Genomic DNA, 20,275 nt, shown 5'->3' on the forward strand with positions numbered 1-20,275 from the left:
GAAAGTATTGCAAAAAGCCTCATATGTAATGCTTTGTTACAACTTTAGAACCTAAATAAACAACTAGACATATCTTATCGTTTATTATCCTTGTATCGGTATCAACAAAAGCTTGATACCAACAACATCAACAGTTGGAAGGAAGATAACGTGGCTAGTAAAAAACAAATATTATTACCCCTTGCGGTATTAGTCGGAGGCATAGGCATAGCAGTCGCATTCTCAGCAATGAAGCAACCTCCTGAACAAAAACCCGAACAAGTAATTCACCCCCTTGTCGAAACCAAACCTATACTCGTTGCGCCGATGCAACTCAATGTAGATTCATATGGACTGGTCAAACCAAAATACAACACTGAGCTTGTCGCCCAAGTAAGCGGTCAAGTGATTGCTGTGTCTGATGCATTTGTAAAGGGTGGGTTTGTAAATCAAGGGGATATACTTGCCCGTATCGATCCGAACGACTATGAAGCCGCTTTAATTGAAGCACAAGCAAGCCTTGCACAAGCAAGCTCTGCACTTGAAATAGAACAAGCACAAGCGCACGTTGCAAAGACTGAGTGGCAGCGCATTAAAGATAATGCCAGCGCAACAATTCCATCCGAGTTGTACTTGCGCAAACCACAATTAGCAGAGAAACTTGCAAGTTTTCGCGCTGCACAAGCGAGTGTAAAAAGAGCAAAACGCAACTTAGAACGCACTTACATTAAAGCCCCTTACGATGCAATTATTGCCAGTAGAGATTTAAGCCTAGGGAGTGTTGTCAATCCTGGTAGTACATTTGGTATGCTTAACGCAACATCAGTTGCCGAAATACGCTTACCTGTCGCCGATAATGAGTTGCAATACCTTGTTAATGGAGGAATTAATGCAAACGTAACACTCACCGCCCAAGTTGAAGGTAAACCAGCAAAGTGGCAAGGAACGATTGTTCGCAGCGAAGGGGTTATTGACCAACGCAGCCGTATGACCTACCTCGTTGCTCAGGTAAAAAGACCCTATGAAAGTGATAGAACACCACTTCGCTTTGGGGCTTACCTAAATGCCACAATCGATGGCAAAACCATTGATAATGCAGCATCAATTCCTCAGTACCTGGTTAAAAATGGTCAAGTGTCCATTATTAACGATGACCACACATTAAGCTTTAAAACGCTCAACATAATAAGAGAATATAATGGCTATTCCATTGTAGATGCGGGTATTAACAATGGCGCGCAACTAATAACCTCAGCGCTTGAGTACCCTACTGAAGGCATGCAACTTAAATTAAATGATGGTACCGAGTCGGTGACTGATACTCAGCTTGCATTGAAAGAGGAGTAGATCATGAGTAATCTAACTGAAAAAGGCATTATTGCGTGGTTTGCACGCAACCCAGTTGCCGCAAATTTACTCATGATATTTATTCTCGTAGGTGGGTTACTAACGTCTTTTTCAATCAGAAAACAGATGTTTCCACAATATGAAAGTCACTGGTTAAGTGTACAAGCCATATATCCTGGGGCTGCACCACAAGAAGTAGAAGAAGGCATCACAATTAAGGTCGAAGAAGCCATGGAAGGGCTTGAAGGGATCAAACGAATGATCACCTATTCCAACCGTGGCTTTTCACAAACCTGGATTGAAGTGGAAGATCACTACGACCCTCTTTTGGTATTAGACGAAGTTAAAATGCAAGTTGACTCTGTACCTAGTTTTCCTGTTGGTATGGAGCGCCCAATAGTCAGCTATGACAAGGCAACCCAAGAAGTAATGTGGCTGTCTTTATATGGTGATTTAAATAATGCGCAACTAAAAGAGCTCGGTAACACTATTCATGACGAGATGCTGGCTCTGCCAGGTATTAATTTGGTGCAATTTTATAGTGGCCTAAACTATGAAATTGGCATCGAAGTAAGCCCAGATAAATTAAGAGAATATGGTTTAAGCTTTAGAGATATTTCACAAGCTGTGCAGTCTTTTTCTGCGAATATGTCTGCAGGTCAAATTCGCTCTGATAATGGCTACATTTCAATGCGTGTTGAAAATCAAGCATACCGTGGCAATGAGTTCGCAAACCTCCCTCTGATAACGCTTGAAGATGGTGCGCAAGTTAGTTTAGGTGATGTAGCAATTATCCATGATGGCTTTGAAGAAGGACTACAGTACTCTAAATACAATGGTAAAAACTCACTCACTTTTGAAATTCAAGCATCCAAAGATCAAGATATTACCGTCGTTGCAAATACCATTAATAACTACCTTGCGCAACGTTCAAAAACGTTACCTACTGGCGTTAATATCGAGCCATTTATTGACCTAACATACTACCTCAATGGTCGCCTCAACATGATGATAGAAAACATGATTTTAGGTGGTATTTTGGTCATGTTAATGCTGGCATTATTTTTACGCGTTAGATTAGCTTTTTGGGTAATGATGGGCTTACCAGTTTCTTTTCTAGGTGCATTTTTACTTATGCCAATAGGCACATTAGATATCACTATTAACCTAGCATCTCTTTTTGCCTTTATTTTGGTTCTAGGAATAGTCGTTGATGATGCCATTGTGGTCGGCGAGTCCGTGCACTGTGAAATTGAAAAGCATGGCCACACATTAGATAATGTGGTTCGAGGTGTTAAGCGTGTTGCTATCCCAGCAACCTTTGGTGTACTGACAACTATTGCCGCGTTCTTGCCACAAACATTTGCAACAGGCCCCGCTGCTGCATTTTCTAAAGCCATCGGCGGAGTAATTATTCTGTGTTTGATTTTCTCTTTAATCGAATCAAAACTAATCTTGCCAGCTCACTTAGCTGCCATGAAAAACAAACCGAGCAACCCTAAAAACCCATTCCACCGTTTGCGTGCGTCACTTGATGGTGGTTTAAAACATTTTATCGATAAGATGTATCGTCCATTTATTGAGCGATGCATCCACTATCGCTATACCGTTATTATCAGCTTTCTAACCATTATAATTGTTGCTGGTGGAATGTTTGCCGGTGGTTTCATTAAGTTTGTTGCTAATCCGAAAATTCCACATGATTTTCCACAAATCAGTATTGAAATGAACTTATCATCATCAGAGTCGGCGACACTTCAAACCGTACAAAAAGTGGAAGCACTCATTTTAGAGGTTGATAAGCAAATTGAAGCGACCTATGGCACTGGCATGATCCGTGATTTGTCAGTGAGCTTACGAGGCCGCACGAATGCTAATATTATGGCTATTTTAGTCGAGCCGGATTTAAGACCTGTTGATACTTTTGCGCTAAGTGCCATGTGGCGAGAGCAGATGCCACCATTGCCTGGCGTTAAAACACTTAATATTCAAGATAGTATTGGTAATGGTGGACGAGATGATGGAGACATTAATTTCCGCTTAGAAGGTAAAAACAAAGATCAACTTCAAGAAGTCGCAAACTTATTAAGAGAGAAACTCAATACTATTGAGGGCGTCGGCGATGTAAATGACTCGATGCAAAGCTCAACGGATGAAGTTCAACTTGAACTTAAACCTTTAGCTTACAGCATGGGCCTCACTTTATCTGATGTTGCCTCTCAAGTTAACTTTAGCTACTACGGCTTAGAGGCACAAAGAATCTTACGAGATGGTGAAGAAATTAAAGTGATGATCCGCTATCCAAAAGAAGCTCGCAACTCAATTAGTGATATTCAAGATGTGCGTATTATCAGCCCATCTGGTGCTGAAGTGCCTTTAATTGAAATTGCGAATGTGAAGCTAGTTGATGGTGTAAACCGAATTCGTCGTGAGAATGCAAAGCGTACTGTAAACGTTTGGGCATCAGTGGATACCAATCAAGCTGAACCTTTTAAAATTGCTGAAGAGATACGCGATGAATACTTACCTTCTTTATTAAAAAATTATCCTGGCGTAACCAGCAGTGTTGCAGGCCGTATTCAAGAAGAAATGAACAGTGTGGCTGAGCAAGTCAGAGACTTCGCACTTTCAATGATGATTATCTTCGCACTATTGGCAATCCCACTTCGCTCATACTCTCAGCCTCTTCTTATTATGTCTGTGATCCCATTTGGTGTAGTTGGTGCTGTGATTGGTCATATGGTAATGGGGATCACCATGAGCAGCTTGTCTTTTTTTGGAATTATAGCTGTAGCAGGTGTTGTAGTTAATGACTCATTAGTGATGGTTGATTTTGTCAACAAAGCGCGAGAGCAAGGTAGAACAATCAAACAAGCAGTTGTTGATGCCGGATGTATGCGCTTTAGAGCAATATTATTAACCTCTTTAACTACCTTCATGGGGTTGGTTCCGATCATTACAGAAACAAGCTTACAAGCTCAAATTGTTATACCAATGGCTGTATCGCTCGCATTTGGCGTCTTATTCGCCACTGTGATCACGCTCGTACTCATACCATGTCAATATGTTGTACTAGAAGATATTAAAGCACTCTTTAAAAAATGGTTTAAAAAAGCAGACCACACGCCAGCTGTAACAAAACAAGTTTAAATTTGTATCTTCCCAACCAAAAAGCTCGTTGAAAAACGAGCTTTTTTTATCTCAGCCGCATTCCTGCCTTTACTTATTACTCATTTAATTACAGACTTAAGAAATCTAGAACCATTCTCAATTTATTATGAAACTCATACAAACAATTCTAGTAACATTTGTTTTATTTTTAGTAGGCTGTGGTGACAGCGATATGCCTAAAGGTGATGAAAGTAACCCTGGCGTTACCGCAACAATTTATTTCGATGCTTTGTATAATAAGAATAATATAAATATGGCGCTTGAACATGCAACCCCTCGATTAGCGAGAATCATGCGTTCATATGGAACAGCATCACAATTTGCGCGTAATTTAGTGAATATGCAGTTCGATGAAGTTACCATTGAAATTGATATGACTAATGCAAGCTTGCGTGAGCAATATGGTGACAAAGCAAAAATAAACTTAGTATTTACTGGCTCCTTTAACGGAGATAAGGTCGATGACATGCGCAGCGTGCAAATGCTAAGAAAAAAAGGCAAATGGTATATCGATAAAATCAACCCAGATCCATTTGCCAGATAAATCATTATTCAAAAATATCGACTGCAATCGCTTTTAAACAAGCTTCATGCGCATTTATCAGCGATTTTGCCTCCTCATCCGTCAATATTTGTTCACTCTGCGCCAGCCTAACTAGATCTGTAAATGTTTTATCGTAGCAATATCCTTTATCATTTTTTTGCCATTGACTAAATTTAATACGAATAGGCAATGTCGCTTTATATTCAAGATATGCTTGTTCAACTAACGCCACGGCACTATTTGATTGTAACGAACATAAATGGCTTACGCGTTCTCGGGCGCTTTTATCATTTAATGTGCTTTTGCTCAAATCAGTTACCATGTAATCTGATGGTCCCTTAGCACCATGCCCAAACATATAACAAGCCCGCTTCATTATTTGCGCTAAAAATCTATTGGTGAAATTATCTATAAAGTCATTCAATGCATCAAAACCCGCTTTTAAGTGATATGCAATGGCATAATTCACCGCTTTCATATCACCTTGCTGCCGGCCATCATGCTCATATTTTTTTAATACACATGAGGCTAGATATAAATGGCTAAGCACATCACCTAATCGAGCAGAAAGCATTTCTTTGCGCTTAAGTTCACCTCCCAATTTGAGCATGGCGACATCAGCGCACACACTAAGACAGACACTGAGCCAATTGAGCTTTTTATAATACACTTGTGTTGGACCAGAAATACCAGCAGGTATACCATGGCCTCTTGATAGCCCTAACCATACCATCTTAATAATGTTAATTGAGGTATGCTGAATATGCGCCATTAATAATTTATCAAAGTCTCGAACACACGCCGTGCCTTCGCTTTGTTGAATGAGTTTTATTTCTTTAAAAATATAAGGATGGCATCGCGTGGCACCTTGTCCAAAAATCATCAGGTTGCGTGTCAAAATATTAGCCCCCTCAACCGTGATGGAAATTGGAATCCCTGTATAGTTGTTTGCTAAGTAATTATTAGGCCCCTTTTGAATACCTTTACCACCATGAATATCTAAAGCATCATTCATAACAATGCGCGACATTTCTGTTAAATGATACTTGGCGATAGCAGTAATAACTGCAGGGCTTTTATTCATATCAATGGCTTGTGCGGTGGTTTGCCGACACGCTTCAATGCTGTAAGTGAAGCCCACAATGCGCGCTAAGCTCTCTTGTACACCTTCAAACTCGGCAATAGGATGACCAAATTGCTCTCTTATTTGGCTATAAGCAGAGGTTGTTCGCGTACACAAATGTGCCGTACCAGCACTAAGTGCAGGTAGAGAAATTCCTCGTCCCGCACTTAAACACGACACTAACATACGCCAACCTTTACCTATCCCTGCCTGACCTCCAATAACCCACTCTAACGGAATGAACACTTGCTTGCCTTGCGTAGTACCATTCATAAACCCCTGATCAAGCGGGTTATGCCTTGGTCCTGTTTTAACACCTTCGTGACTTGTAGGAATAAGCGCACAGGTAATACCCAGAGCTTGCTTATTACCAAGTAAACAATCAGGGTCATAGGCTTTAAATGCTAAGCCAAGTACATTTGCCACTGGTGCCAATGTGATATAACGCTTTGACCATGTAAGCTCTATACCTAATACTTCCTTACCCTTATAGGCTTTTTTACATATCACTCCAAAGTCGCTAATAGCGCCAGCATCAGACCCCGCCTCAAGGGCTGTCAAAGCAAAACATGGCAATGCATCACCAGAGGCAAGCTTTGGTAACCAATTCTGCTGTTGCTCTGGTGTACCATAATGTAGTAACAACTCAGCAGGCCCTAAACTATTAGGTACCATAACAGTCACGGCCGTTGATAAGCTTTTGCTTGCAATTTTTGCGACTATCGTAGAATTAGCTTGTGCGCTAAACTCCCTACCGCCAAATTTTTTTGGGATGATAAAAGCAAAAAAACCGTTTTCTTTTAAGTATGTCCAAACAGATTCTGGTAAATCTTTACTATGCCTGATTTGTTGCTCATCAAGCATTGATAGCAATGTTTCTAACTCACTTTCTATAAATGAGCGCTCTTCATCATTGAGTTTCGGGGTATCTATTTGATGCCACTTCTGCCAATCAGGCCGCCCCGAAAATAACTGCGAATCCCACCAAGTGTCTCCCGCTTCCATTGCTTCTTGCTCTGTTTGAGTTAACTTTGGCAGGGCGCGTTTAAAATAACGCATAACAGGTAGCGTAATTAGTCTATAACGGATTGACTGTATTAAAAAAACAATACAAATTAAAACGATAACTAACACAATAATGCTCATACAGGCCTCCAGTTGGTAACATTTTAAGTATGCTTAAAAATCACATAAACTCAATTTATATACGTGATTGGTCTAACAATATTTGTCCCCTAACATGTGCACTGTTATTATCCCGCGCACATATAACAACAAGTGATAATTAAATGAAACCGATATTTAAACTAAGCTTAGGTGCATGCATCGTTGCCTCTGCCCTATCCTTATCAGGTTGTAATGCTACTTCTGCTACAATAAGTCAGGCTCCTACAAAACAAGATGCCGAACAGTTTCTAACGAATGCGCAAAAAAACCTGGAAAATTTAAGTATTCGTGGCAATAGAGCACAGTGGATCTATGCCAATTTTGTAACCGAAGATACCGCAGCACTGGCTGCTAGTGTTGGTCAAGAAGCAACGGATACCGTAGTACGCTTAGCCAGTGAAGCTGCTCGCTTTGATGAGTTAGAGCTTAGCGAAGATACGCGCAGAAAAATGGATAAACTTAAGCTATCTTTAACTATGGCTGCGCCACAAGATGCTGAAAAATCTGCGCAGCTCGCTGCCTTACTTGCTGAACTTGATGGCCTATATGCCAAAGGAAAATACTGTAAAGATGGTAAAAACTGCCAAAGCTTAGGTGAATTAACGAGTAAAATGGCGACTAGCCGTGACTACGATGAGCTTCTTGATACTTGGCAAGGTTGGCGCCAGACTTCAAAGCCAATGCGCCCTTTATTTAAAGAACAAGTCGTTCTAGCAAATGAAGGTGCTAAAGAGCTAGGTTATAAAGACACTGGTGCTATGTGGCGTAGTAAATATGATATGCCAGCAGATGACTTTGCCAAAGAGCTAGACCGACTCTGGGGTCAAGTTAAGCCACTTTACAATTCACTTCATTGTCATGTACGAGCAAAACTTGGTGAGAAATACGGTGAAGATAAGGTGCCACAAGATAAAGCTATTCCAGCGCACCTGCTAGGTAATATGTGGGCACAACAATGGGGCAATATTTATGATGTTGTTGCTCCTGAAAATGCAGACCCTGGTTATGATGTTACTGAGTTACTTGAAAAAAATAACTACTCCGAAATGGATATGGTTAGAGGAGCTGAAAAGTTCTTCACTTCAATGGGTTTCGCGCCATTGCCTGAAACGTTCTATCAACGCTCATTATTCCTAAAACCACAAGATCGTGATGTACAATGTCATGCATCAGCTTGGAACTTAGATAACCAAGATGATATTCGCATCAAAATGTGCATTCAGCGTACAGGCGAAGAATTTTCTACAATTCACCATGAGTTAGGTCATAACTTTTATCAACGTGCTTACAAAACTCAGCCTATTTTCTATCAAGACAGTGCCAACGACGGTTTTCACGAAGCGATTGGTGACACTGTTGCACTATCAGTAACGCCCGGCTATTTAAAGAAAATTGGTTTACTTGATCAAGTGCCTGATGAGTCAAAAGACATTGGCTTATTAATGCGAATGGCTTTGGATAAAGTTGCGTTTATTCCATTTGGCCTGCTCGTTGACCAATGGCGCTGGAAAGTATTCTCTGGTGAAATTTCTCCTGAGCAATATAACCAAGCATGGTGGGATTTGAGAGAGAAGTATCAAGGTGTTCAAGCACCAATCAAGCGTACAGAAGCTGACTTTGATGCGGGCGCAAAATATCATGTGCCAGGTAATGTCCCTTATACTCGTTACTTTTTAGCACATATTCTACAATTTGACTTCCATCGTTCATTGTGTGAAACCGCAGGCAATAAAGAAGCAATTCACCGCTGTTCAATCTATAACTCTAAAAAAGCGGGTGAAGAGCTTAATGCCATGCTAGAGATGGGAAGTAGCCGCCCTTGGCAAGAAGCGCTTGAAAAAGTAACAGGTAAACAGCAAATGGATGCAACCGCCATTTTAGATTACTTTGCGCCATTACAAGCTTATTTAGACGAGCAAAACAAAAGCCGTCAATGTGGCTGGTAATGTGCTAATACTCTAAATGTAACAAACTGCCATACTCTGAAACATATTTACAGTTTATATCCTGCTTTATACACGTTATTGTGTATTCAAAGGAGACCTTATGAATATACACAGAGTGTGGCAGTTAGCTCTTTTTGAACTGACTCGCCTCTTCGCCACAAAACGTGGTTTACTAGCATTAGCAGCTTTTGTTATGGTCTGGTTAATGATTTTGCACTACCCCATTGGCCATGCTGTTCCATTTTTGAGTAGCCCACAATTTTCTGATTTAGCACAAGAACTTGCGGGTAACATTGGATTAAAAAAACTCATCAGCTGGCCTCAAGCAGAACTTGCTATATATTGGCTTATTGCTATATATAGCTTCCCACTTTTTGCTTTATTTATCTGTTCAGATCAAACGGTCGGTGACAGGCAACGTGGTACACTGAGATTTTTAAGCCTGCGTTGTACCAGAGATGAAATATTATGTGGCCGCTTTTTAGGCCAACTTATTATTTTGATCAGCTTGATAACATTAACAGCACTTGCAGCCCTCAGTGTTATGAGCTATCGCAACCCTGATTTAACATTTTCTGGCTTATCACTTACTCTCGTGCTTATTTTACAGTTAAGTATTGTCGTCATGCCATTTATAGCCCTGATGGCATTGCTAAATCTAATTTGCCATTCGTCTCGTCTATCCATTGTGCTTGCAATATTATTATTCACATTAGGTAATGCGCTACTTTCTTTTATAACTGGCTACTTACCATTTCTTGAATTATTGTTTTATGTTTTCCCAGGCGTTCAGTTACTTGACATTGCATCTCAAGACTCGGTTTCTTTAACTCTTTGGGTTATTCCTTTCTTACAAACTGGCGCTTTACTCATAACGGGCATCGCTGTATTTAGGAGTCGTGCGATATGAGTACTTTAATTGAAGTAAATCAACTCTCAAAATCATTTGTCAATAAACAAGCGCTCAGTAATGTCAGCTTTACTATTGACTCTGGCAGTACAACGGCATTAGTCGGACCCAACGGTGCTGGAAAGACGACCCTCTTTAGTGTCTTATGTGGTTATTTAAAGCCAGACTCCGGTTCGGTAAAGATTTTAGATAAGCCACTTGGCCATCCTAGCTTATTTGGAAAATTAACCGCGCTACCACAAGATGCGATGTTAGACCCTCGGTTTTCAATTCAAAAGCAGCTATGTTTTTACGGTGCTCTGCAAGGGTTAAACAAAGTTGAAGCACTAAAAGATACAACCCGTGTACTCGAGCTGGTTGGTCTGAGCGATAACCATCATTCACAAATTAACGAGTTATCTCATGGAATGAGAAAACGTGTTTGCATTGCTCAAGCCTTACTGGGTAAACCACAAATCGTCTTACTTGATGAAGCTACCGCCGGGTTAGACCCGTTAAATGCGCGAGAAATTCGCTCACTTATTTCGTCGTTAAGCGATGAGGTTAGCTTTATTCTAAGCTCTCATGATCTAGCTGAACTAGAGCGTTTGTGCAGCCATGTATTGTACTTAGATAAAGGTATTTTAAGTGCCCACAACCGCAATGAGCAAATTGGCAGTAGCAAATACATTACACTACAATTGCATGAGCAGTATAAAGATGCAAAAGAGTTATTAAAACAACTCAGTGGTGTGCTACACATATCTCAAAGTCAAAACAAAGAATTTATTATCGAATACCAATCATGCTTTGAACAATTTGATATACACTTACTGAAGTACTGCTATAAGCATAACTGGCAGTATCGTCAGGTGGTCAACGGCCATACTCTTGAGAATCAACTATTCCAGAAGGATTAAACAATGGGACTATTGAGCGGCATTTTAGGAAACGCCAGTGAAGTAGATAATGAGAAGCTCGATGAACTACTTAATGATACATTAATCGAGGGCGAGCACATTGAAAAAGCTTATCAATTAATTCGTGATATGTTTGTTTTTTCCAATAAGCGATTGCTACTCATTGATAAACAAGGTGTAACCGGTTCAAAAGTTGAAATACTAAGCATTCCTTATAATAAAATTACTAAATATAGTAAAGAAAGCGCTGGCCACTTTGACTTAGATTCCGAGCTAAAAATTTGGGTTGGCTCAGACCCTACACCCATTAGCAAAGAATTTAAAGCAGGTGACAATATTAACGAGGTATACCGAATTATCAGCACTTATGCGCTGTAATGACGATGCACTTGGTAAATAACCAAGTGCATCTCCTTTTGCTATCTCTTAAAACTAAAAGCGTGCGTTATTCAACTTTGACCAAAGTGACATACTTACTTTTTCTATTGCAGCACTGAAACCTAAACCGACTTTTTCAGATAGCGTTTTTTTACTACGATAGCAGACCTTATAGAGTTGATGTGTTTTATCTAAAGACATTAAAACATCATCACTGGTATTTATTTCATCAACTAAATTAAATGTTTTCGCATGTGTCGCAAACCAATGCTCACCCGTTGCCACCTGTGATATATCTAGCTGCTGCCTATGCTCAGCGACAAATGATTTAAATAAACCATGGGTATGCTCAATTTCGGCTTTAAACTTTTCACGCCCTTTGTCTGTATTTTCGCCAAACATGGTTAATGTGCGTTTATATTCACCTGAGGTAATTTGCTCAAAATCAACATCATTCTTTTTTAAGATTTTATGAAAATTAGGAATTTGTGCAATTACACCAATTGACCCGACGATTGCAAACGGTGCTGCGATTATTTTATCAGCAACACAAGCCATCATATAACCGCCACTGGCAGCTACTTTATCAATACAAACTGTAAGAGGTAAACCATATTGTTTAACCCGATTAAGTTGCGAAGCCGCAAGGCCGTAACCGTGTACTACCCCGCCACCGCTTTCAAGATTAACCAATACTTGATCTTTACTCTGATCAGCAATGTTTAAAACTGCACTTATTTCTTTACGTAAATTTTTTACTTCGTGTGCATCCATACTGCCAGCAAAATCCACAACAAAAACTCGCCCTTCAGGCTCTTTCTTATCTTGCTTCTTTTGTTCTTTTCGGTGCGCTTTTAGTGCCTTTTTATCGAGCGATTGTTCAATAAAGCGCGCTTTCGCGTCTGCCATTTGTTCAGATAAATCTTTAAGTTCGATTTCTCCAGACTCACCTTTTGGTTTGTGACTCGCACCCACAATCAGCGCAATGATTGCACCGACCGCCAATACAATAGTAATTGCTTTAGCTAAAAACAAACCGTATTCAAATAAAAATGCCAACCTTGACTCCTGAGATATTATGCCAATTATTATTAAGTAAATGCTCAGATATTGTCACAGAAAATGCTTTAGAAACAAGGTGAAAATTTCGCTATGTAGTTATTCAACACAAGTGATTTTTAACACAAGTTAATGAGTCATTTCGCGCTCTCAAATAAACACTTCTAATAAAATTGGGATTGCTGTAAATCATAAAAAAAGCCGCTTTAAAGCGGCTTTCAATAGTGAAGCAATTAAAATTAATTAGCAATAACCGCAGGGTTAGTAATTTGTAAATATAACCCTTGTGACTTTAAGAAAGACACAATCTGAGTTTGCATTTCAACCGTTGCCATTGCATGTCCTTGAGCTGTACCACCAGCGTTTTCTCTGAATGAAGTTGTTACAACTGAACCATGATTACCTTGGCTGAAGTTAACAACATAACTCATCGGTGTTTGTGAAGTCTGAGTTTCTGAGACAGTTTGAAGTCCCATCATACGAGCCAATGGTGTGCTCCCCGAAAGTGGGTTAGTTGTTGTTGGCGCAATAACAGTGTCTGCTTTATTACCATCAACACCACCTGTCACAACACTCATATATATTGGTGTTTGTACGGCCTGCACTAAAGATGCATAGTTAAGTGGGTCGCCACTATCAAGCGCTGTTTGTGCTGCAAAGACAAACTGCTGAATAATGCCTTTAATCGCAGCCAGTGATTGAGTATCACCTGTACTGCTCAAGTGCGCTACATAATGCGTAAAGGCACAAGGTGCAACAGCTGATAAATACACAGGATTTTGTGGATTAACTTCAATGCCATCTGGTACAGAACATTGAGAAGCAGCATCAGTGGCAATAAACGTCACAAAAGCCTTTGTCGCTAAGTTATTGGCTGCAAGTAGCACTGAACCCTGAACAAATGGACCAAATTCTTCAGATTCAGCTAGGAAGCTAGCAATGCCGCTACCACCGCTTGCCAGTGCAGCACTTTGTACTTTAAATAGAGGATCTACTTGTGGGTCAAGTGGTAAGTTTGCATGAGCAATAAAACTAGGTGCAACAACAGAGCCTAATGAGTGACCAACAAAACTAACTTGCGTCGGATTTAAACCCATTGCTGGGTTAACAAAGTTCAAACCTAAACGAAGTCCCAGTAAATCTACTGATGATTGGCGTAAATTATCACGCGCTGCCAGCAACGACGTTAAATTCATATATGACAATACAGACCCTTTACCATCTGTGGCGTTAAAGTCATCTATGCCATCACCATCAATGTCTAAACCTCGCTCGCCATGCATTGGATGGTCAATGGCAACCGTTGCGAAGCCTTGCGAGCTAAGTGCTAGAGTAAGGCCAAGCATCGCTTCTTTTGTGGTAGTAATACCATGTTGCAAAATCACCACTGGCCAACCTGTTGCCGGCATTTCAATACCTAACAGCTGCGGGATAGGTTTGGTAACTTGCACAGGCACATTTGCCAACCATTGCACTTGAGGAATAGTATTATATTTTGTTAAGAAACGTGTACTATCTAAACCAAAATCACGTAGCACGCCACCAGACATAGCCGCACATGCTGCATCATTGCTGTCAGCTTGAGCCGCAGGTAGTGTGCCACCAATAGACGCTTTGTAACCTTGAACCATCACCGCACTATCACACTGAGCGCGCCAATACGTATCCGCAGCACTGCTGATGTCTTTCGTTGCTGGCTTAGATGAGTACATAGGTAGTTGAATACTACCACGCATATATTGCACAGCTTGAAATGGTGCGCGTGTTGCTGGATCAGGAATAACAGCAGCTAATGCGTCAGATACCGTCATCATAGATTGCTCAGGTAAAACCAACTTAGGGTTTGAACCTGAAGCTAAACTACCTGCCATTAACTTTTTAATTGTGCCAACAACCTGACCAACAGATTGCATTGTTGCTGCGGCTGTGTAAATAATATTTTCTTTGCTTAGAGCACCTTCTGACGTGACTGCATTTTCGTAACTTTTGATAACCGCTTGCAGCGCTAGTTGCGTATCTGTTACCAGCGGCGCCTCTTGGCGTAACAAGGTATAAGTTGAAGAAGACTGAACAGCACGGCCGTCGCTCATTTTTAACGAGTCAGTTAAAACCGTAATATAAGTTTTACCCGCCTTAAATGGTTTGAGTGGTTGAATAGCAATGCCATCTTTTGAACTATTCAATGCAGAAACAAAGTCACCAGTTAATCCATTGGTTAATTCACCCACAACACGGCATGCAATACCTGCAGGTACTTGCTTGCATTGTTCATCACTTTGATCTGCCCCCATGACCACTTCAAAAATACGAACGGCAGTTGGATCACTCGCTGATTGCTCACTAATGGCATATCCAGATGGCACATCCAAATTGATAACGTAAGGCATTTGCGTAGACCAACCATCCAACGCACCTAGTGATAGCGAAGGTGAGGCATAATTAGCTCTTGCTAATGCAGCATTACCATTTTCGTCAAGTTCACCAGGGAAATTAAGCGTACCATCTTTTGTACCATTAAGTAGTAAGTCATTTGGTACTGAAATTACACTGTTGGATGGGTCAAACTTAACACTTGCCAAAGGTAATACAGGGGTAGAGTCTTTTTTGACATCTTCTAATGTTTCACCGCCACCACAGCCAACGAGGACTGAAGAAACCGCGAGTGAGAGTAGCATTTTTTTCATTTTATAGGCTCCGACATAATCTTATTATTATTGTGTTCTAATTCGTTAAAACTATGTAATTGTGTTTTTAATAAGACATTAGACCAGTTAAAGTTAACGTAAAGTGTAGCCTTTCGCCACCTATATTTACAATAAATTCGATAACTTGTGTTAAAATGCCCGAAAATTACCAGTTGAGGTTAAAAATGCACGATTATAAAGCCCCGGCAAACGCCCTACAAAACAAAACAATTTTAATAACCGGTGCTGGTGACGGTATCGGTAGAGTGGCAGCACTCACCTACGCACAACACGGCGCTACCGTTATTTTACTAGGAAAAACAACTAAAAAGCTAGAGTGTGTATACGATGAAATCGTCAACGCAGGTTATCCTCAACCCGCTATTGTGCCACTTGATATGCGAGGGGCAACAAAGCAAAACTATCGTGATTTAGCTGCTACGATTGAACAGCAATTCGGAAAATTAGACGGTTTACTCAACAATGCCTCGATTTTGGGCTCATTAGGGCCTTTAGAGCATTTTTGTGTTTCGACATTTGAAAATATTATGAAAGTTAATGTTACCGCTCAAGCAATGATCACTAAGTACCTGTTTCCGCTATTACGTAAAGCCCCTCACGCTTCGGTGGTATTTACTTCATCAGGCGTTGGCCGTAAAGGTCGTGAATTTTGGGGACCTTATGCAATTTCTAAGTTTGCCACCGAAGGTATGATGCAAACTTGGGCTCAAGAAGTAGGTAAAACAAATATACGCATTAACTGTATAAATCCAGGGGCAACTCGCACTAGTATGCGCGCTTCAGCCTTTCCAGGTGAAGATAAATACACGTTAAAAACCCCTGAAGAACTGATGGGTACATATCTGTATCTTATGAGTGATGAATCGTCTAATGTTAATGGCCAGTCTATTGACGCGCAGCCTAAATAACAAAAGACTACAAAAGTGATAGGTATAGTAACTTATCACTTTCTTTTAATGTTTTCTTTTTTAACGCATGTACATTAGCAAAGCATTGTTATTCTGAGTAAGTAACCACATAATCTGTCATTCTAACTAAACCCCCAAGCTCAGCTCCCGACAATGAACATGATAAACGACCGCGCCCGGCTTCAGGGTAAGCAGATAAAATATGGTCGTTAGTCGTCAAATAGTTAGTCCTACCTACCGCTTTTTCAGTTGTTCCTCTTGAGATTATAGAAGTTTCCCCCTCATTATAGAAGCTTACACGACAGTCAGTCGCAAAGTTACCATTACTGTTATAAACAAAGATATTTACCCCAACTTCCAAGATATCTTTACCTTTTCTAACCGGAATATCACAGTGAACTGTATCCCAATCAGACGAGCGGTTTTCAATCATAGCGTGAGAATAAACGGCTTTTGCATTACCTTTCTCAATGTGGCAAGACGTTGCGCTATACACTACGGATTCAGCCATGGCTGATGATGAAGCAAGCAAGAAAAATGCGGAGGTTAAGTATTTATTCATGATGATAAGCCTGTAATATTATTAAAATATAGTAAGAAGGTATTTCACACTCCATAAAAGTGACACCTTTAAAACTAGATTAACAAGTTAAGTTATCCGAATATTAATAAATTCATATCACCATTTATAATTGAAATTTTATTTAAAAAATACATAAGTTTGCTTCTCTATTATAGAATAGAAAAAACTAACAAACTGCTTTTACATCACAAATATTGAGGCTCGCATTGGCTAATTTTGATACACATTTTCAGTCTTCCATAATCACAAGTGCCGTTTTTAGCTCTACTATTCTTGCAACCTCGCTTGCAACCCCATTTGATACATTTTTGCTGTTTATTATCGGCAGTTTATCTGGGTTATTACCTGATCTAGATGCCGATAAATCACGCTCCCTAAATAGTTTATTTTCAGTGTTTTCTTTATGCGCAGCCATTGGCTTGCCATTAATGATTAAATTTGACTCTTTACTCACACTTTGGGGCAGCGCTTTGGGTATATATATTGCTCTGCAATATATTGTTAAACCTCTTTTTGAGACCTTAACCGTTCATCGTGGTGCAATGCATTCTTTAATGTTTGTCGCTATGTGCTCACTAATAACAATGCACTTAGCGTTAGTTGCAGGTAAGTCTTTGTCGTTCTCGCTGTTATTAGCAGCTTGTGTGTGTCTAGGTATGCTAACGCACTTAATATTAGATGAATGTTATAGCGTTGATATTAACAACAATGAACTAAAAGCCTCTTTTGGTAGTGCGTTAAAGCCCATCGCATTAAGTGCACCACTTGCCAGCTTAATGCAATTGTTAGTTATTGGAGGTGCAATATATTTATTACAGCCTTATTTTGACGAAGTTATGAGTATCTTACTAAGTTGGCAACACAAGTTGGCTGCATTACCTTTATTGCCAAGCTTAGATAGCTTACAACAGTGGTTTTAATCGTGTGTACTATCTAGGCCGTATATCAGCCTAGATGCAAGTTTATGGTCAATACGTTACCAAACCATACGATACTTTATTGAAAACGTACGGCCACGCCCTGGAATTGAACTGGTGTTATTGCCGTTACGCTGCAATTGGCTATATACAGAAAAATACTGATTATTAAATAGGTTTTCAATTCCCACTGTGACAGCACCCTGCTCTAACTCAAGTTGAGAATTCAAATCCACGAGCGTGTAGCTTTGCACATCTTTTCTACCAAAAGCATTTTTTCCTTGTATACGGTAATCTTTGCCACCACTTTGCATTAGCGTTAAGTTAGTATGCCAATTGCTTGTAATATCGTAATTCAACTGAGCGGTAAGTTTACTTGGCGCAATACTAAAGCCATTCATTGCTTGAAATTGCTCAGCACTTTGCGCTTTTTCATCACCATTAGCTTTGCTGTAACTAAGTTCTGCGCTCAAAGTATTATTAATATCCCATGATGATGTAACTTCAAAACCGTCAATTTCAACTTCGTTACGACTCACCGACAGCCCCATACCTTCACTTTTCACGCGCCCCAAGTCTGATGTTGAAACAAAATAAGCCGCACTAAAGTCAAAAGCACCGACTTCACCGCGCCAACCAATCTCTTTATCCTTTGATTCAATGGGTTTCAATGATGATTGGCTTAAGTCAAATTGACTTGTGGCATAACGGATCTGGAGACCAATATCAGGCAATTCATACCCTTCATTAAATGCAATATACACCGTATGGTTGTCATTGATATCGTACGTCAGGCCAACATTGTATAACGTTGAGTCGTAGTCATAACGACTACCAGAGATTGCAATAGCTTGACCTAAAGTAGTGAAATCATCAAAGCTGGCGTCAATTTCCTCTGCTCTTAATCCCCCTTCTAGACCAAGCTGTTCAGTAATGCTAACGCGTGCTTGTACAAATGCAGCTAATGTACGATGGCTGATCTCAGGTACAAATGCTTTATCACCGGTTTCTTTAAATACTAAAAAGCCGCTATTATCGTACACTTGACCATCATACGTTGTGACTGGCATTTCACTTCGCTCATCTTGCGCGTCAACACCCCAATCTAACTCTACATTATCGCCAAGCTTTGAGTTAATGGTGAGCTTTACGCCCAAATTTGTACTCTCTAAATAAGTTTGCGCTAAATGATTCCACGTTGCATAAGGGCGACCATCAAACGGAGCAAAACGAGCATCATAGTCGCGATAATAAAACTGTGCCGATAATTGATTATGCTCAGTTAATTGATTTTGGTAACCAACATTAAAAACAAGGTTATTAATCTGATTTTGTTTATCAAGCTGTAAGCCCTTTATAGACTGTGCTTTATTAATATAAGGAAGCATTTTAATGGTTGGATCTGAAGCGTAATCAGTATCTTGCTCCAATACATAACTCAATACAGATAAAGAGAACTGCTGTGTATCCCAAGATTTAGTGACTTTGCCATCAAAGCTATAAATATCACTGTCAAACGTATCACCTTGACTGGGCTCCACTGCTAACCTGTCACCCTCGGCATCCGAAAAGCCATCAACATTTTCATAACTTACACCAACACGATATTGCCAATTATTAATTTGACCTGCAAATGATTGCGCTAAGGTAAATGCCCCATTTTTTACTTCAACACTTGATGCAATTTCAGATGCTTGCTGGCCAAATTTGGTATAAATGTAAATAACACCACCCGTAGCACCACTGCCATATAGGGCATTACCACCTCGAAATACCTCCACTCGCTCAACTTGCGCCGGGTGTAAGTTATGTAAGTCACGAGAAATATTACGATTAGTATTCATCGGTACACCATCAATTAACACAAGCGCGTTACGTCCGCGTAATGTGGTGCCAAAGTTAGTTAATGCTGGGGTGGGCGGAGCCATCCCAGGCACTGTTTTAGCAAGGACCTCTGCAATATTCTGCGCACTTGAAAACTGTGTTCTTAGCATGTGTTCATCAATTACTGATACGTTACGAGCAATCGAATTAAGGTTTGAAGCCATGCGCTGTGCACGAATTTCAATGTGTTCTACGTCATCTGCATACACATTTTGACATACACCCGTAATTAACACTGACACACTGAATGAGAGCAGAGATTTTTTAAAAAGCATTTTAGTCCTTATAATTAGAAGCATTATTGTTTATATTCAAATTTTAAGGGCATGATAATCTAACTGATAACCATTATCAATAAGAAGGTTGAGCGAAATATTGCAATTTGGTAAAGGCCGCATAAAACGATGTCGAGTGCTTTTAGGTGGTAGCCGCTGCCCAGCTTTGGCATGTTCTATCACACATTGAGGTGTTAATGCTTTGCTAGGGTGGGTGCTGATAAACTCGACTTCATCATAATCAAGCAAAATACATGGCACCTTAGCTAAACCTAACCGGCAAGCAACTAAATGACGATGATGGCCATCCATGATAGAACCCGTATCTTTATCGACTGTAATAGGTACTCTCCACAATTGTTCATGGACTACTTTTTTCTGCAACCAAACAGCGCGCTCTGGGAGTATTTCTTCATTGGGTTTGAGCGCTTGAGGTGATAAAAAGTGAATAGACTTATTTAACGGCATAACGCAGCTTCC

Annotated in this window: 15 protein-coding genes; 9 read left to right on the top strand and 6 right to left on the bottom strand. The window is 40.1% G+C overall.

Going from position 1 to position 20,275, the window contains the following annotated elements; translation table 11 throughout:
* Window positions 1-150 precede the first annotated feature (150 nt).
* The 3 genes from SANK73390_RS20170 to SANK73390_RS20180 all read left to right on the top strand — a co-directional run bounded on the left by SANK73390_RS20170 (window position 151) and on the right by SANK73390_RS20180 (window position 5,041).
* Window positions 151-1,326, top strand: coding sequence for an efflux RND transporter periplasmic adaptor subunit (locus tag SANK73390_RS20170; RefSeq protein ID WP_462768131.1), 1,176 nt, complete (start codon window positions 151-153; stop codon window positions 1,324-1,326).
* A gap of 3 nt (window positions 1,327-1,329) precedes the next feature.
* The gene (locus tag SANK73390_RS20175; RefSeq protein ID WP_462768132.1) at window positions 1,330-4,476 is read left to right on the top strand and encodes an efflux RND transporter permease subunit; all 3,147 of its coding nucleotides are present in this window, start codon (window positions 1,330-1,332) and stop codon (window positions 4,474-4,476) included.
* Between the two features lie 127 nt (window positions 4,477-4,603).
* On the top strand, window positions 4,604-5,041 hold the full coding sequence (locus SANK73390_RS20180; RefSeq protein WP_261595404.1) for a hypothetical protein: 438 nt from the start codon (window positions 4,604-4,606) through the stop codon (window positions 5,039-5,041).
* Between the two features lie 4 nt (window positions 5,042-5,045).
* On the opposite strand, the gene SANK73390_RS20185 is transcribed toward SANK73390_RS20180, so the two are convergent.
* Window positions 5,046-7,310 (bottom strand): acyl-CoA dehydrogenase, encoded by a 2,265-nt coding sequence (locus tag SANK73390_RS20185; protein ID WP_462768133.1) that lies wholly within the window; start codon window positions 7,308-7,310, stop codon window positions 5,046-5,048.
* 143 nt (window positions 7,311-7,453) lie between these two features.
* On the opposite strand from SANK73390_RS20185, the gene SANK73390_RS20190 reads away from it, so the two are divergent.
* The 4 genes from SANK73390_RS20190 (at window position 7,454) to SANK73390_RS20205 (ending at window position 11,464) form a co-directional block, all read left to right on the top strand.
* Window positions 7,454-9,277 carry a M2 family metallopeptidase gene (locus SANK73390_RS20190; RefSeq protein ID WP_462768134.1) on the top strand — a complete coding sequence of 608 codons (1,824 nt, stop codon included), beginning with the start codon at window positions 7,454-7,456 and terminating at the stop codon, window positions 9,275-9,277.
* Window positions 9,278-9,377: 100 nt separating this feature from the next.
* Window positions 9,378-10,187 (top strand): ABC transporter permease subunit, encoded by an 810-nt coding sequence (locus tag SANK73390_RS20195; RefSeq protein ID WP_462768135.1) that lies wholly within the window; start codon window positions 9,378-9,380, stop codon window positions 10,185-10,187.
* Window positions 10,184-11,086, top strand: a complete 903-nt coding sequence (locus SANK73390_RS20200; RefSeq protein WP_462768136.1) for an ABC transporter ATP-binding protein — start codon at window positions 10,184-10,186, stop codon at window positions 11,084-11,086. The genes SANK73390_RS20195 and SANK73390_RS20200 overlap by 4 nt, the downstream gene beginning before the upstream one ends.
* Before the next feature lie 3 nt (window positions 11,087-11,089).
* A complete protein-coding gene (locus SANK73390_RS20205; protein ID WP_462768137.1) occupies window positions 11,090-11,464 on the top strand; it encodes a PH domain-containing protein in 375 nt (124 codons plus the stop codon).
* A gap of 54 nt (window positions 11,465-11,518) precedes the next feature.
* Here the strand turns inward: SANK73390_RS20205 and sohB are convergent, their stop codons facing one another.
* A complete protein-coding gene (sohB, locus tag SANK73390_RS20210) occupies window positions 11,519-12,523 on the bottom strand; it encodes a protease SohB (protein WP_462768138.1) in 1,005 nt (334 codons plus the stop codon).
* Between the two features lie 239 nt (window positions 12,524-12,762).
* Window positions 12,763-15,207 carry a VolA/Pla-1 family phospholipase gene (locus SANK73390_RS20215; RefSeq protein ID WP_462768139.1) on the bottom strand — a complete coding sequence of 815 codons (2,445 nt, stop codon included), beginning with the start codon at window positions 15,205-15,207 and terminating at the stop codon, window positions 12,763-12,765.
* 185 nt (window positions 15,208-15,392) lie between these two features.
* Between SANK73390_RS20215 and SANK73390_RS20220 the strand changes: the two genes are divergently transcribed.
* Window positions 15,393-16,136: a YciK family oxidoreductase gene (locus SANK73390_RS20220; RefSeq protein ID WP_462768140.1), complete on the top strand. Its 744-nt coding sequence runs from the start codon at window positions 15,393-15,395 to the stop codon at window positions 16,134-16,136.
* A gap of 88 nt (window positions 16,137-16,224) precedes the next feature.
* On the opposite strand, the gene SANK73390_RS20225 is transcribed toward SANK73390_RS20220, so the two are convergent.
* A complete protein-coding gene (locus SANK73390_RS20225; RefSeq protein ID WP_462768141.1) occupies window positions 16,225-16,698 on the bottom strand; it encodes a hypothetical protein in 474 nt (157 codons plus the stop codon).
* Between the two features lie 227 nt (window positions 16,699-16,925).
* On the opposite strand from SANK73390_RS20225, the gene SANK73390_RS20230 reads away from it, so the two are divergent.
* Window positions 16,926-17,639, top strand: coding sequence for a metal-dependent hydrolase (locus SANK73390_RS20230; protein ID WP_462768142.1), 714 nt, complete (start codon window positions 16,926-16,928; stop codon window positions 17,637-17,639).
* Window positions 17,640-17,695: 56 nt separating this feature from the next.
* On the opposite strand, the gene SANK73390_RS20235 is transcribed toward SANK73390_RS20230, so the two are convergent.
* Together SANK73390_RS20235 and SANK73390_RS20240 are read right to left on the bottom strand one after the other, a co-directional pair.
* Window positions 17,696-19,795, bottom strand: a complete 2,100-nt coding sequence (locus SANK73390_RS20235; RefSeq protein ID WP_462768143.1) for a TonB-dependent receptor — start codon at window positions 19,793-19,795, stop codon at window positions 17,696-17,698.
* Between the two features lie 36 nt (window positions 19,796-19,831).
* Window positions 19,832-20,263, bottom strand: a complete 432-nt coding sequence (locus SANK73390_RS20240; protein ID WP_462768144.1) for a hypothetical protein — start codon at window positions 20,261-20,263, stop codon at window positions 19,832-19,834.
* Between the last annotated feature and the right edge of the window lie 12 nt (window positions 20,264-20,275).

The sequence above is a fragment of the Pseudoalteromonas sp. SANK 73390 genome, from assembly GCF_054966645.1.

Coding starts and splice junctions, on each gene's coding strand:
- SANK73390_RS20195 (WP_462768135.1), top strand. CDS start 9,378: ATGAATATACACAGAGTGTGGCAGTTAGCTCTTTTTGAACTGACTCGC.
- SANK73390_RS20240 (WP_462768144.1), bottom strand. CDS start 20,263: ATGCCGTTAAATAAGTCTATTCACTTTTTATCACCTCAAGCGCTCAAA.
- SANK73390_RS20225 (WP_462768141.1), bottom strand. CDS start 16,698: ATGAATAAATACTTAACCTCCGCATTTTTCTTGCTTGCTTCATCATCA.
- SANK73390_RS20215 (WP_462768139.1), bottom strand. CDS start 15,207: ATGAAAAAAATGCTACTCTCACTCGCGGTTTCTTCAGTCCTCGTTGGC.
- SANK73390_RS20185 (WP_462768133.1), bottom strand. CDS start 7,310: ATGAGCATTATTGTGTTAGTTATCGTTTTAATTTGTATTGTTTTTTTA.
- SANK73390_RS20175 (WP_462768132.1), top strand. CDS start 1,330: ATGAGTAATCTAACTGAAAAAGGCATTATTGCGTGGTTTGCACGCAAC.
- SANK73390_RS20220 (WP_462768140.1), top strand. CDS start 15,393: ATGCACGATTATAAAGCCCCGGCAAACGCCCTACAAAACAAAACAATT.
- SANK73390_RS20200 (WP_462768136.1), top strand. CDS start 10,184: ATGAGTACTTTAATTGAAGTAAATCAACTCTCAAAATCATTTGTCAAT.
- SANK73390_RS20235 (WP_462768143.1), bottom strand. CDS start 19,795: ATGCTTTTTAAAAAATCTCTGCTCTCATTCAGTGTGTCAGTGTTAATT.
- SANK73390_RS20190 (WP_462768134.1), top strand. CDS start 7,454: ATGAAACCGATATTTAAACTAAGCTTAGGTGCATGCATCGTTGCCTCT.
- SANK73390_RS20180 (WP_261595404.1), top strand. CDS start 4,604: ATGAAACTCATACAAACAATTCTAGTAACATTTGTTTTATTTTTAGTA.
- SANK73390_RS20205 (WP_462768137.1), top strand. CDS start 11,090: ATGGGACTATTGAGCGGCATTTTAGGAAACGCCAGTGAAGTAGATAAT.